General features: G+C 68.2%; 12 protein-coding genes. 7 read left to right on the top strand and 5 right to left on the bottom strand.

Annotation, left to right across the window (positions count from 1 at the left end):
* Positions 1-19: 19 nt before the first annotated feature.
* The 3 genes from FHS44_RS02690 to FHS44_RS02700 all read right to left on the bottom strand — a co-directional run bounded on the left by FHS44_RS02690 (position 20) and on the right by FHS44_RS02700 (position 4,470).
* A complete protein-coding gene (locus FHS44_RS02690) occupies positions 20-2,110 on the bottom strand; it encodes a tetratricopeptide repeat protein (protein WP_184712250.1) in 2,091 nt (696 codons plus the stop codon).
* A gap of 2 nt (positions 2,111-2,112) precedes the next feature.
* On the bottom strand, positions 2,113-3,336 hold the full coding sequence (locus FHS44_RS02695) for a hypothetical protein (protein ID WP_184712251.1): 1,224 nt from the start codon (positions 3,334-3,336) through the stop codon (positions 2,113-2,115).
* A gap of 435 nt (positions 3,337-3,771) precedes the next feature.
* Positions 3,772-4,470 carry a DUF998 domain-containing protein gene (locus FHS44_RS02700; protein WP_312863510.1) on the bottom strand — a complete coding sequence of 233 codons (699 nt, stop codon included), beginning with the start codon at positions 4,468-4,470 and terminating at the stop codon, positions 3,772-3,774.
* A 104-nt stretch (positions 4,471-4,574) separates the two neighbouring features.
* On the opposite strand from FHS44_RS02700, the gene FHS44_RS02705 reads away from it, so the two are divergent.
* Together FHS44_RS02705 and FHS44_RS02710 are read left to right on the top strand one after the other, a co-directional pair.
* Positions 4,575-4,892 (top strand): YciI family protein, encoded by a 318-nt coding sequence (locus FHS44_RS02705; protein ID WP_184712252.1) that lies wholly within the window; start codon positions 4,575-4,577, stop codon positions 4,890-4,892.
* A 112-nt stretch (positions 4,893-5,004) separates the two neighbouring features.
* Positions 5,005-5,883, top strand: a complete 879-nt coding sequence (locus FHS44_RS02710) for a hypothetical protein (RefSeq protein WP_184712253.1) — start codon at positions 5,005-5,007, stop codon at positions 5,881-5,883.
* 12 nt (positions 5,884-5,895) lie between these two features.
* On the opposite strand, the gene FHS44_RS02715 is transcribed toward FHS44_RS02710, so the two are convergent.
* Positions 5,896-6,459, bottom strand: a complete 564-nt coding sequence (locus tag FHS44_RS02715) for a TetR/AcrR family transcriptional regulator (RefSeq protein WP_184712254.1) — start codon at positions 6,457-6,459, stop codon at positions 5,896-5,898.
* 90 nt (positions 6,460-6,549) lie between these two features.
* Here FHS44_RS02715 and FHS44_RS02720 point away from each other — a divergent pair, with 90 nt between their 5' ends.
* From FHS44_RS02720 to FHS44_RS02730, 3 genes are all read left to right on the top strand, one after another.
* Positions 6,550-6,918, top strand: coding sequence for an ester cyclase (locus FHS44_RS02720; protein ID WP_184712255.1), 369 nt, complete (start codon positions 6,550-6,552; stop codon positions 6,916-6,918).
* Positions 6,919-6,964: 46 nt separating this feature from the next.
* A complete protein-coding gene (locus FHS44_RS02725; RefSeq protein WP_184712256.1) occupies positions 6,965-7,375 on the top strand; it encodes a VOC family protein in 411 nt (136 codons plus the stop codon).
* Between the two features lie 147 nt (positions 7,376-7,522).
* A complete protein-coding gene (locus FHS44_RS02730; RefSeq protein WP_221460296.1) occupies positions 7,523-8,710 on the top strand; it encodes an oxygenase MpaB family protein in 1,188 nt (395 codons plus the stop codon).
* A 75-nt stretch (positions 8,711-8,785) separates the two neighbouring features.
* Here the strand turns inward: FHS44_RS02730 and FHS44_RS02735 are convergent, their stop codons facing one another.
* Positions 8,786-10,012, bottom strand: coding sequence for an amino acid permease (locus FHS44_RS02735; protein WP_184712258.1), 1,227 nt, complete (start codon positions 10,010-10,012; stop codon positions 8,786-8,788).
* A gap of 80 nt (positions 10,013-10,092) precedes the next feature.
* Between FHS44_RS02735 and FHS44_RS02740 the strand changes: the two genes are divergently transcribed.
* A complete protein-coding gene (locus FHS44_RS02740; protein WP_184712259.1) occupies positions 10,093-10,545 on the top strand; it encodes an Lrp/AsnC family transcriptional regulator in 453 nt (150 codons plus the stop codon).
* An 871-nt stretch (positions 10,546-11,416) separates the two neighbouring features.
* Positions 11,417-12,373, top strand: coding sequence for a hypothetical protein (locus FHS44_RS02745; RefSeq protein ID WP_184712260.1), 957 nt, complete (start codon positions 11,417-11,419; stop codon positions 12,371-12,373).
* The last annotated feature ends 371 nt before the right edge of the window (positions 12,374-12,744 follow it).

A 12,744-nucleotide genomic window follows, 5' to 3' on the forward strand; every position in this document is an offset into this window, starting at 1 on the left:
CCGCCGGTGGCGCGGCCGGTCACACCCCGGAGAGCTGCCGCCGGCACCGCTCCCGAACGGGTTCGAGCTCGGCCACGTCGGCGCCGGGCAGTTCGAGCGCGGTCTCCACGTCTCGCAGCGCCAGGTCGGCGCTGCCCGCCGCCTCGTGGGCCAGGCCACGGTTGAGCAGTACGTCGGGGTCGGGGCCGAGCAGGTCGAGCACCCGGGTCAGGTCCTCGACGGCGGCCCGTGGGTGACCCAGCTCGAAGTGCGCGACCGCCCGGTTGACCAGCGCCGCCGCGTAACCGGGGTCGGCGTCGAGCGCGGTGTCCAGCAGCCGGGCGGCCCGCTCGGCGTCGCCGCGCTCCAGGGCGACCGTGCCGCGCATGCACAGCAGCTCAGGATCGGTGGGCCGCAGGTCGAGGCCCGCCACGACGTCGGCCTCCGCCGCCTCGAAGTCCCCGAGGCCGAGGAACACCTCCGCGCGTCGCATCCGGGTCGCCACGTCGTCCGGTTCCATCTCCAGCACGTAGTCGAAGTCGGCGAGCGCGCCCTCCACGTCACCCGCGTCGAGCCGGGCGGTGCCCCGGTTGTAGTACAGCTCGGGGAAGGGCGGCGCCATGGTGACGGCCCGGTCGTAGTCGGCGAGCGCCGCGTCGAGGTCACCCCGCCTGCGGGAGATCTTGGCCCGTTCGCAGAGGTAGTCGGTGTAGTACGGGTCCATCTCGATCAGGACCGTGAAGTCGGCGTAGGCCTCGTCGACCCGGCCGAGCGCGGCCAGCAGCCGGGTCCTGTTGTAGAGGAGCTGGGAGCGGTGCACCACCCACTCGTCCGGCTCAAGCATGGCGTCGAGCCGTTCGATGCCCACCCGGATGAGGTCGAGGCCGTGCTCCAGGTTGCCCCGGTGCATCTCGATGAGCGCGAGCGCGTTGTCGTTGAACACCTGGCGCAGGGTGCGCTCCCTGGCGTCGGGGAGCAGGGCGGCGATGGCCACCGCGTTGTTCTGCCAGGCCAGCGCCGTCTCGTGGTCGCGGGGCGAGAAGAACCGGGTGTACAGCATGGCGATGCCGTAGCTGGAGATCATGTGCGCGTTGGGGTCGGTGTAGCGCCTGCGCAGGTCCATGTAGAGGTCGAACGACTCCTCAAGGCGGTGCAGCGGCACCAGCGCGTTGGCCGCCAGCGCCGTGAAGCGGCGGAAGTCGTCCGGGTGGGCGACCGGGTCGGTCACCGCCCTGCCGCGCAGCCCCATGTCCAGGGTCATCGCGGAGAAGCCGATCTCCGCGCTGATCCGCAGCCCGTCGGTGAGCGCCTCCCGCCCCAGCCCACCGGGGTCGGCGCCGCGCTCACGGTGGTAGGGGATCGCGCCCATCCTGGTCCCCACGTCCGCGCCCACGGACAGCTCCTCGGCGCGCAGGTCGTGCAGCCGCCGTACGAACTCGGGGTCCGCCGCCTCGTAGGCGGCGAGTTCGGCCGGGTCGTCACCGATGCCGTCGGCCATGACGTGGGCCCTGACCAGCTCCTCCGCGGAGCGCCCGTCGAGGGAGCGCTCGCCGGGTACGGCGTGCACGCTCAGCGCGTGGCGGGCCAGCGCCCCTTCGAGCTCCTCCGTCAGAGCGGCCGTGGAGGTCGTGCAGACGAGGACCCGCAGCCTTTCCGGGTCCGCCCTGCGCAGCAGCAGCGCGATCAGCTCCTGCGTCGAGGACTCGGCGGCGTGCGCGTCCTCGAACACCACCAGGAGTGACGGGTCGCCTGCCTCGGCGAGCCGCCGCGCGTGCTCGTTCAGGAACGTCACGATGCCCTGGTTCATGCACCGGATCATCTGCGAGCCGTAGAAGCGGGTGCGCTCCTCGAACGGCCCCTTGAAGGCGAGCTGCTGCGGCGCCTCCCCGACCAGCTCCGCCAGCTCGGGGACGCCGTAGAGCAGCTCGACCCGGTGCCGCTCGACCAGCTCGGGCCAGCGGCCGTACGCCTCGGGGAGCATGGCGCGCAGCAGCGTGTCCACGCCCGTGTAGGGACCGCGCAGCCGCTGGTGGCACCCGGCGACGACGGCGCGCTCGCCGTACGGCTCCTCGGTGGCCCGGCGCGAGCGGTCGGTACGGCGCTCGCCGACGATCCTCAGGTGGGCAGGCATCTCTAGTTCACTCCCTTGCTGGTTACCGGCTCGGCGACCGTCCGCGCGCTGTTCTGACGGGCCTGGCGGCGCTTGCGCCGGGCGAGATAGGCCGGGGTGACGAACCAGTTCACGAGGATCAGCAGTCCCAGCGCCCCGTCCCAGAAGGCGGGGGTGCCCACTCCGCCGCTCATGCTCCGCAGGGCGGTCTGGACGTACTGCACCGCCACGGGCAGCGAGCCGAACACGGTGATGAGCAGCATGGCCAGGATGCCGAGGCTGATGAAGGGGCCGTACCACCGGCCGACCCTGCGGTCGTACTCGGTCCACTGCTCCTCGTCCACGAGCCGTTCGGGACGCCGCAGCAGCCGCCAGATCCTGTTGCGCAGCAGTGCCGTACTGGCGTTGTGCAGGTCGTGGCAGTTGAGCGCGGTCGCGAACACGTAGTAGAGGTCGGTGCGCAGGTAGAGCTGGAACTGCCAGGCGAAGCGCATCAGGACCGTGAAGGCCAGCGCGAGACAGACCCGCCCGGTCAGTGAGAAGGTGCCGTCGTCGGCCCTGGTGAGGTGCGCGGCCAGCCCGAGCAGGCCGAAGACGACGACGTCGCACACCATCCCGACCAGGAACGGCAGGTAGCGTTTGCGGCGCTCGACGCTCAGCAGGCCGTTCATCTGGGTCTCGAAGACGATGTACAGGTAGCGGTTGCTGATGCTGAGCCTGCTGCGCAGCCCGAGCCGCCTCCCGGCGAGCATGTGGAACGCCTCGTGCAGGAAGACCAGCGGCAACTGCCCGAAGATGATGCCGAACTGGACGACGAGCAGCGAGTCGGCGAAGAAGATGTGGTGGGGGCTGGGCAGCAGGTCGCGGTTGTTCACGGCGGTGAACAGCCACACGCAGAACACGGCGCCGTAGAGCACCCAGGCGAGCGGCGAGAAGGCCGCCTCTCCCAGCCACCGGAGCGGCAGAGGTCTTTCGGGAGCGCTCTTTTCCGAAGAGCCGTCGGAGCGGACGAACCCCAGTTCGTGCAGCGTCTCCAGGAACTCGTCGATGTCGACCTGTTCGCCGTAGGTGTCCTCGTACCACCGCGCTGCGCGTTCCGGCGGCATGCCCCGGGCCATCTCCATGAGCAGGGCGGCGCCGTCGCCGGGCAGCACCGCGTAGGAGTCCGCGTCCACCCTGCCGACCACCACCTCGTCCCCCTCGGGGACGAAGCTCAGCTCGTGGAAAGCGATCCTGACGTCGTCCACGACCCTCACCTTTCCGCCGTACGGCCCGGCCGGATGGCTGTGCGCACAACCGGTGCGCACAGCCTCGTTCCGTTACCCGGTGGCTCCTAGTTGGCCTGGGGGTAAGGGCAGGAGCACGTGGCGCTGGTCAGACGGACGTCGCCGGCGCGACGGACAGTGATCTTCTTCATCTTCGTGGTCGGCTTCATGGCTCCTCCTCCAGTGGGACATCCCGGGCCGAGGCCGCGGTCGTCGCCGGTTCTTCGGGCGACACGACAAAGGATGCATGCCAAAAACGACCCTAGATATCAGGAGAAATGCGTATACGTCGGAATTCAATTCATGGGTACATTCGCAATGTGCCACGGGGGCGGTCCAGAGGTGGTCGCCCGGGGAAATGCGGAAACCGCGGCCCATGTCTTCCGCGTGGGCCGCGGTTTCTCCTCCCGGTGGTTCTCACCGGCAGCGGACGGCGACCACGGAGACCCAGAGCATCGCGGTGATGGCGCCGACGGCCAGCGTCAGGGAGCCCGCCGTACCACCCGTCATGGCCCACAGGTCACCGACCAGCAGGGCCGTGCCCGCGACCCGGGAGGCCACCGCGAGTCCGCGCTCACCGGTGCGGGCGAAGCGGTGCCCCAGGACGTAGCAGGCCGCGATCAACGTGCCGAAGGCGACCGTGCCCGCCGCCATGTGGCCGTAGCTGTGCCAGCTCATCACCTGCGGCATGCCGTACGGCGTGCCGACCGGGAAGCCGTCGGCGGGGTCCATGACGAGGAGACCCGCGGCGACCATGCCGAGGCCGTAGGCCCTGACCAGGCGTGGCGCCCACCGGCCACCGGGGCCGCCTTCCAGGGCGCGGCGCAGACCGCTCGCCCCGGCGACCGTGAGGGCCCCGGCGAGCAGGAAGTTGGCGATCTGCAGCCAGCCGAGGGAACCGGTGCTCAGCGCGCTCAGCGGGTGGCGGAGCAGGTCGAAGCCCTCGCGGGTCGCGGCCTGGGCCAGGGAGACGGCCGCCCACAGGGGAGAGGCGACGGCCAGGCAGGTGAGCAGGGCGCGGGGGCTGGCGGTGGAGGCGGCGGTGGAGGCGGTGGTGCGGGGGAGCTGGACGGCGGTCATGTCCTTGGCCTTTCTGCGGGGCTTGTTCGCTGACACGTCGTCTGGGCGATGTGACAGGGAACGCTGCCATTCCCTGTCACATCGGTTGTTCGACGTAGGGGCGGAGAATGGAACAGCACACCGAACAGAAGAGGTAAGACATGCGTTACCTGATGACCACCAAGCCCACCGACGCCGCCCCCGACGAGCGCCTCTACGCCGAGATGGCGGCCTTCGTCGAGGAGCTGACGGCGGCGGGCGTCCTGCTGGCCACCGGGGGCCTGGAGCCGGGAGGCGTGCGGGTGACCTCCTCCGGCGACGAGATCACGGTGACCGACGGCCCGTTCGCGGAGGCCAAGGAGGCCGTCGCCGGGTTCGCCCTGGTCGAGGTGCGCTCCAAGGAGGAGGCGATCGAGCTGACCCGCCGCTTCCGCAAGATCGTCGGCGACGGCGAGAGCGTCATCCAGCAGGTCTTCTGATCTCACCCGCCCAGGGCCTTCGCGGGGAGGCCCTGGGCGGGTATTCGTGATCATCCCGTGATCACAGTCCAGGATGATCTTTCCCCTGTTTGTTGATACAGGGGGAAATATCATGAGACGTCTCGCCATCGCGGTCGCCGCCTCGGCGGCGGCCGCCGTCGTCGCAGGCAGCGGCCAGGCCCAAGCCCAGGCCGCCCCGGTCCCGCGTCCCGTCGAGAGCGTGAAGGCCCAACTCGTCCCGGGAGGTGGGGTCCTGATCTCGGAGACCGCCCGGGCCACCTACACGGGGATAAAAGGCACCTTCTCCGTCAAGACCACGGGGTCGGTCGGATTCGGACGGGCCGGAAACACGGACTACGACCTCGTCTCCAGGGGCCAGATCTCCCCGGAGGCCGAGAAGTTCTTCTCCGAGAAGGACCTGGAGCGGCTGCGGACCCCCATCCACACGATCAAGGTGGGCCGCCACACCTACGTCTCCGGCCTGAGGCCGGACAGGGGAGCCGATGACTGGCTCAGGTTCGGCGGCGACGTCACCTGGGGTGAGGAGGACCAGCGGGGCAGTCAGTTCCTGGACGTCCTCAATGTGACGGTTCTCAAGAAACTGATCGCCAAGGCCGTCAGCCCCAGACCCGGGGAGTACCAGGGCACGATCACCAGGAGGGAGCTGTACGGCGAGCGGCCCTGGGAGATGGACGTGCGCAAGCTCTCCTACCGGCTCTTCGTCGGCACCGACCAGCTCCCCGTCCGCCTGGTCACCGAGACCAGCCAGAAGACCACCGTGAACCTGGGGGAGAAGGGCAAGCCGGTCCGCCGTACCGAACACGCCGTGGTGGACACCCGCTACCGCGCCTGGGGAACCAGGGTGACGATCACCGCCCCCTCGGAGAGCGAGGCCGTCACGGCCGGGAGCCTGATGACGCAGCTGTTCACCCCGCTGTCGCCGGTCCCGATCGGCCCCGCGGGAACACCCGACGCCAACCGCCCCCGCTGAGCCCCGGCCCGCTCATCGCGGGACGATCCCTTCGAGCAGGAGGTCGAGGAAACCGGCCGCCTGCTCCGGGGTTCCCGCGCGGGCCACGGCGGTGGTGAGCGCCACCAACTCCGCCACACCGAGGCCGGGCCGTACGGCTCCCGCCTCCTGGGCCGCCGCCAGCAGCGGGGCGGCGGCCTCGCGCACGGACCGGTGCCAGGCCGTGATCTGCGGCGGCTCGGCGTCGGCCGGTCCCTGGTAGGCGGCCATGAACGCCTCGCCGAGCACCCGGCTCTCGGTGATGTGGACGACCACCTCGCGCAGCCAGCCGACCAGGGCCTCGCCGGGCCGCCCCGCCGCCGCCCACTTCTCCGTGGCGTCGCACAGCGCCCGGATCCGTCGGTCGTAGACGGCCTCGATCAGCTTCTCCCTAGTCGGGAAATGCCGGTACAGGGTGGCGTTGCCGACTCCGGCGACCTTGGCGATGTCGTCGAGTGAGGCGCCCGCCCCCTGCGCGTTGAGCACGGTCTCCGCGGCGGCCAGCAGGCGATCGTAGTTGCGCTGCGCGTCCGCCCTACGCGGAGGTCGAGAAGTCACCTCCCCATCCTAGTTGCCAACCGGGGACGAGTCCCCGTATCTTCCTTTCCATGGAAACGGGGACATGTCCCCATTTATGAGGGAGAGCGGATGACCGAGGGACCTGCGGCCGTGGTGAGGGCGATCATCGCGGCCCGCGAGGACAACGACCTGGACGCGGGCCTGCGCCGTATCGCATCCGACTCGCTCGACCAGGGCAGGCACGTCAGCCGGGAGGACTGGCGACGCAAGTGGGAGCACATGCTGACCGGCTGCCCCGACCTGGAGGTGGTCACCGAACACAGCGTGGAGAACGGCGAATGGGTCGCCAACCGCTACACGATCCGAGGCACCCACACCGGAGACTTCTTCGGCCAGACCCCGACCGGCGAGCGCTTCGAGATCCACGGAATGGACATGGTCCGCGTCCGCGACGGCCAACTCGTCGAACACTGGGCCTTCGCCGAACCCCTGCCTTAGTGTCTGCCTCAAAGTCCGGCTTTTGATCTTGTGACAGGATCGCGGGATGCTGCGACTCACCGACTTCATCATCGACTGCCCGGACACGATGAAATTGGCGGCCTTCTACTCCGAGGTGACGGGTCACCCGGTCAAGGAGGGCAGCGACGAGAGCTGGGCCGGTATTCGGTTCGGTGAGATCGAGCTGGCCTTCATCCGGGTGGAGGACTACCGCGCCCCACGGTGGCCCGACAGCGAGCACCCCAAGCAGTTCCACCTCGACTTCGAAGTCGACGACATCGAGGCCGAGCAGAGCCGCGTCCTGGCCCTCGGCGCGTCCCTGCAGCAGGACTCCATCGGCTCCGACGGCTACGGCTGGCGCGTCTACACCGACCCCGTGGGCCACCCCTTCTGCCTCTGCCACAACAGGGGTGTCGTCTGGACCGACCAGGGCCCCATCTGGCCCAAGCGCGGCTAGCCGCAGTCGCCCTCCCCGGCCACGGACAGGGCCGGGTGGGCGAAGGCCTCGTGATCCCAGACCGGTTCAGCGGATCGATCCTGCTGAGGCGCTTTCCGGATATATGCGGATTTTGTGCGGGTGATTTCTCGCATTATGAATGGAGGTATGGCCCCCACCCGCTTCCGGGAGGCCGAGCGGCGCGGCCGGGCCATCTCCCGCCCCCTGCTCCGGCTCGCCCACGTCAGCCCCGAGATCGACGAGTCGCTCATGGAACGGCTCCGCGCCGCCCTGATGGAACGCGACGAACTCGGTGCAGCCCTGGCCGGGGCGATGCGCCTTCCGCCCGGCGACCCCGGCCGGGTCTCCCACCGACAGGTGGCCGCCGCCCTGCGCGACGCGCCCCACCTGGCCGACGACCTGCCCCCGGCGCTCGAACGGTTCATGGCCGAGCTGACCACGGTGCCCGGATGGGTGGACTGGGAACGGGTCGAGCGGGGGGCCGCGGCCTTCCGCTATCTCGGGAGCAACGCGAACGACGTGCTCCTGCAACTGTCGCTGATCGGGGGCTACCGCTTCGGCGGACCGGCCGACCTCCTCGTGCTCACCGACGGTCTCGGCGGAGAGAACACGCTCGGGCGCCTTGCCGAGACCCAGAAGTGGACCCACGAGGTCACCAGGGCCGGTGGCCTGCGCCCCGGCGCCGAGGGCTGGCGGCTGACCGTCCACGTGCGGGCGATGCACGCCCTGGTCAACGCACGCTTCGAGCCGAGCTGGGACAGCGGGCGCTGGGGACTGCCGATCAACCAGTCCGACCAGGCGGGAACGCTCGGCCTCTTCGACAGCACCGTGATCCTGGGCTGCCTCGGGCTCGGCGTGCCCCTCAGCCGTCGGCAGCGCGACGACCTCATGCACCTGTGGCGCTACGTCGGCTGGCTGATGGGCGTCGCGCCGGACTTCCTCACGGACGTGGAGAGCGTGCGGCACCGGCTGAACTACCACATCCTGCTGTCCGCGGGAGGCCAGACGGAGGCGGGACGGACCCTGGCCCGCGCGGCGGTCGAGACCCAGCGCATGCGCGCCTTCGGCCACCGGAACGCCCTGGTCGAGCGCCTGCACCAGCGCTACGAGCGTGCCCGCACCCTGAGCATGCTCACCGCGTTCCTCGGCCTGTCCGGCATGCGTGACCTCGGGCTTCCGGTGCGCCTGCCCTGGGCGCTCGTCCTCGCGTTCGTCGGAAACACCCTCCGCTACCGCGTGCTCGGAGCCCTGCCGGGTGGCCGCCGCCGTACCGAGGAACGCGGAGCCCGCGCCCAGGAACGCGTCCTCGCCTCCACCTCCCGCGAACTGCCCTAGGCGTGTTCTACGCCTGGGGCAGTCGCTTAGGCGGCGCGTCCACCTGGACGATCCTCGCAACGGCGAAGACCCACCCTAGGTCGTCGCCACGCGAACCCGCAGTCCGAGTACGGCGAGCGCCGCCAGGGCCAGGGTGAGCGGGACCAGGAGATACCACCCGCAGAACGCCGTGGCCACCCCCGAGAAGACCGTCGCCGTGACGGCGACCGCCCGGCGGCTCCCGGTGAGCGTCGGGATCGCGGCGGCGGTGCCCGCCGTCGTCACCGCCGCCAGACACGCGGAGGTGGCCCGCATCAACGGATCGACGTCCAGCCCGGAAACCAGCGCCACGGCCGCGACCCCACCCGTCAACGCGCCCAGCAGCGCCAGGCTCCGCCGTACCCCACCGGCCGGGTCGGCGAAGCGGCGTGGCAGCGCGCCCTCGGCGGCCAGGGCGGCACCGAGGCGGGCGGCTCCCGCGATGTAGGTGTTGACCGCGCCGAACGTCAGCAGCAGCGCGAGCACCCCGGTGACCGGCCGCGCCACGGGTCCGACTCCCGTCTCCAGCAGGGCCGTCAGCGGCACCGGGCTCCCCGTGGCGCCGGTGCCCGTGGCCACGACCGCCACGCCTAGATACAGCACCGCGACCACGGCCAGCGTGATCCGGGTCGCCCGGACGAGACCGCGCCGCCGGTCGGCGAACTCACCCGACAGGTGGCTGGCCGCCTCCCAGCCGACGACCGCGAACAGCAGCACCCCGGCCGCGTCGGCGACCCCGGCCATGCCGTACGGGGCGAAAGGGGTGAAGTGGGTGGTCGAGACCGAGGGGGCGGCGACCACGACGGCGACCGCCAGCAGCCCGACCAGCGTCAGCACCATGACGAGCTGCAGCCGTCCCGAGACCCGCAGCCCCGCCGCGTTGGCCGCGAACGCCCCCGCGAGCAGCGCTCCCGCCACAGCGTTCGCCAGGCCGGAGCCACCCCCGAGACTCGCCGCCACGTATCTGCCGCCGACGAGTGCCCCGGCCAGCGTGCCCAGGGGAACCGCGCCGTAGAACCACCAGCCGACCACCGCCTCGGCCCGTGGCCCGAACACCGGTCGCACGAACGCCGCGACCCCGCCGCCGCCGGGGCGAAGCGTGCCCAACGCCGCGAACGTGGCCGCGACCGGCACGCTCAGCGCGAGCAGCCCGGCCCACGCCAGCACCGAGGCGGGTCCCGCCGAGACGGCCGCGAGGTGGGGGAGCACCAGCATCCCCGGCCCGAGAACCGCTCCGACCAGCAACGCCGTTCCCTGCCAGGCGCCAAGCCTGTGTCCTGTCATAGCGCCAGAAACTAGTCATGTGCACGGTTGATCAGCGTCGTCACCGAACGTTCGGCCGGAAAACGCGCGATGATCGAGGGATGGACGAACTTGATTCGGAGATAGTCCGTCTTCTCCAGACGGATGCGCGGCAGTCGAACAGGGAACTGGCCAGACAGCTCGGCGTCGCCCCCTCAACCTGTCTGGAGCGGGTCCGCTCCCTCACCCGGCGCGGCGTCATCCGTGGCTACCACGCCGACATCGACCCGGCCGCGCTCAACCGGGGCACCCAGGCGATGATCTCCGTCCGGGTGCGCCCGCCGAGCCGGGAGGTCATCGACACCTTCCAGCGCACGGCGGCGGCCCTGCCCGAGGTGCTCAGCGTCTTCGTCGTGGCGGGGGACGAGGACTTCCTGCTCCACGTCGCCGTCCAGGACCTCGACCACCTGCACGCCTTCCTGCTGGACCGCCTCAGCAAACGCCGCGAGATCGTCGGCTTCAAGACCTCGGTGATCTTCCAACAGGTCCACACCCCACCGACCCGCCTCGGATGACCCTGTACGGCATGTCGTTGAAAAGGCCGGTGTACCAGGGGCGGCCGGTGATGGCTTATGGAGATCGACTATTCCGAAGCATGAGGTATTCCAAGGGCGGCAGGCTGACCGCCGCGGACCGTGCCAGGCGGGATTTGAAACCGCAGAGTCGTTCGCGCAAGGAGTGCCTGAACTGGAGGTGGCGCGGTAGTTTCGAATGAGCCGGACGTCGGCCAATCGCTTCCCGGCGCGGCGGGCTGTTGAGTGCGGCGAGGGGGTGATCGAGTCGTGGGCCGCCGAGCAATGGCCGGTGATAAAAGAGGCGGCGCTTGACATGGGCGCCTGACTGTATTGGGAAGACGAGTTTAGGTAGAACCTGAGGACGCCCAGAACGACCGGCTGGGCGCCGTGCGATCGCACTCCGGTGGCGAGGGTGACAGGCAGAGGGTATGGACGGGTAGCGGTGACCGGGTGGTGCGTGCTCGGCTGATGTACCGGGTCTTAGTCCTGCGCGGGCAGCCGGGTGAGGTCAAAGGCTCGGGGCGGCCGATTCATCGACTCGTTCTTCGTCGAGATGTCAATGTTTGAAATCTCGCTTAGCTGTGCTTTCTTCGCTGGTGCCCAGCTTAGAGGAAAGCATCTCTCTGGCGGAGAGTTCTTGCCCGGCAGTCGAGCTTATTGCAATAGCATCCAAAAATTGGCTTCGCCTGTCTAACTCGCCGCCATCATGAGGAGGGAAGGCAGACTTGCCGCACAGGCAGAAACACCCGTTACGCACAGCAAGGAAACGAGTCGACTCGCACGCACTACTATCAGTTTTGGGCAGCCTTCTCCAGGCAGGCTTGCTATATTGATAGTCCCCGGCCAAGGACGACTTGTCGAGTGAGGCCCTATGGCGCGCACGAAGAAGAAGTCTCCACGCAGTACCCGCGCCACCAAGCCCTGGTGGGAGAAGTGGGGCTTGCCCGCAACGATCGCGACCAGCCTTGTGGGTCTGGTCTTCGCGTTCGTGCAAGGCTACGGTGAAAAGCTGCTCGGCCTAGATGGTGGCACACCTGAGACAACGCCTGCTCCATCGGCCCCTGTCTCCCCGACACCCTCGGGAGAGCCACTGCGCGTAACCAAAGTGACTCCCGTGCAACGCTTTGATGATCACACATGGGTGATGAAAACGGCTCTCGATCGACCCCAACTAGCTCAGGTCAATAAGGAGATCGAGGCGGCAGGAGGGTTGGAAAGCGAGGGCGGTGAAGCGATAATGCGGAAGCTGGGTGCAGTGGAAGCAGAAATGGCGACTGTCGAGATAGAGCTGGAAGGAAATCATCCAAAAGGCGTCAGAATTATCGGTATTCAAGCGCAGAAAAAGTGCTCCGCGCCTTGGAGCGGGACTCTACTCTATGGAGCCCCGCAGGGAAGCGTGGATCCGGTTAAATTGGGCTTTGATCTGGAAAAACCAACACCATACGCTCAGTATATTGAGATGGACGGCAGAGATCTACCTTCCTTTCGAGGTGATTATTTTGCCGACCACAAGTACACCCTCGCCCAGGATGAACAGGTCACGTTTCGAATGGCCGCACGCACGCGCACACAATCATGTGAATACAGATACCAGTTCAAGTTAATCATCAACGGAAAAACCTACATTCAGGCCGTCCCCAAAGAAAGCGACTCGCCCCTCCTTGTGTCTGCCCTGTATACCGATGGCTTGGATGGCGAAAACCTCTGTTCGCCTTACAAGAGGGTGTATGCCTGGAATTCTTATTCGAAAGGAATAATAAAAGGAATGATAAATGGCCAAAATCCTACCTGGATAGAAAAATCTGAGGCATGGCCTTTCTGTAAGTGATGCACCATTTCTGTGATCCCACTTGCGTTGGTTCGAAAATCTCTGGACATATAGTGTTCTGTCGGTCAAGAAATGCGAGCGTGGTGTAACGCCAGCTCCTTTCTGAGTCAGACTTTCCCTGGTGGCAGGCTTGAGGGATGAGATTCTCCACAGAAGTGGGGCCATCGACAGCAGAACGGGAGCAGCGCCAGGAGCTAGGGTTCCAGGCATCGCTGACATGTTCGCCGAGAAGATCACCTCTCCGTGACTACCCACCTCCTGGGCATCATCCGTAAATCTGCCGACGAATAGCGTGCGCTGTAGAAACACAGTGGCAAGGACGCGCTGATTTCCAAGGGTGCCGGGACCGGCTGCAAACCCACCGACAAGCA

Source organism: Streptosporangium saharense, assembly GCF_014203715.1.
Lineage (GTDB): Bacteria > Actinomycetota > Actinomycetes > Streptosporangiales > Streptosporangiaceae > Streptosporangium > Streptosporangium saharense.

What these genes read in the sequence shown, in the direction of transcription:
- FHS44_RS02690 (WP_184712250.1), bottom strand. Translation starts at nt 2,110, where the DNA reads ATGCCTGCCCACCTGAGGATCGTCGGCGAGCGCCGTACCGACCGCTCG.
- FHS44_RS02705 (WP_184712252.1), top strand. Translation starts at nt 4,575, where the DNA reads ATGCGTTACCTGATGACCACCAAGCCCACCGACGCCGCCCCCGACGAG.
- FHS44_RS02710 (WP_184712253.1), top strand. Translation starts at nt 5,005, where the DNA reads ATGAGACGTCTCGCCATCGCGGTCGCCGCCTCGGCGGCGGCCGCCGTC.
- FHS44_RS02720 (WP_184712255.1), top strand. Translation starts at nt 6,550, where the DNA reads ATGACCGAGGGACCTGCGGCCGTGGTGAGGGCGATCATCGCGGCCCGC.
- FHS44_RS02725 (WP_184712256.1), top strand. Translation starts at nt 6,965, where the DNA reads ATGCTGCGACTCACCGACTTCATCATCGACTGCCCGGACACGATGAAA.
- FHS44_RS02730 (WP_221460296.1), top strand. Translation starts at nt 7,523, where the DNA reads ATGGCCCCCACCCGCTTCCGGGAGGCCGAGCGGCGCGGCCGGGCCATC.
- FHS44_RS02735 (WP_184712258.1), bottom strand. Translation starts at nt 10,012, where the DNA reads ATGACAGGACACAGGCTTGGCGCCTGGCAGGGAACGGCGTTGCTGGTC.
- FHS44_RS02740 (WP_184712259.1), top strand. Translation starts at nt 10,093, where the DNA reads ATGGACGAACTTGATTCGGAGATAGTCCGTCTTCTCCAGACGGATGCG.
- FHS44_RS02745 (WP_184712260.1), top strand. Translation starts at nt 11,417, where the DNA reads ATGGCGCGCACGAAGAAGAAGTCTCCACGCAGTACCCGCGCCACCAAG.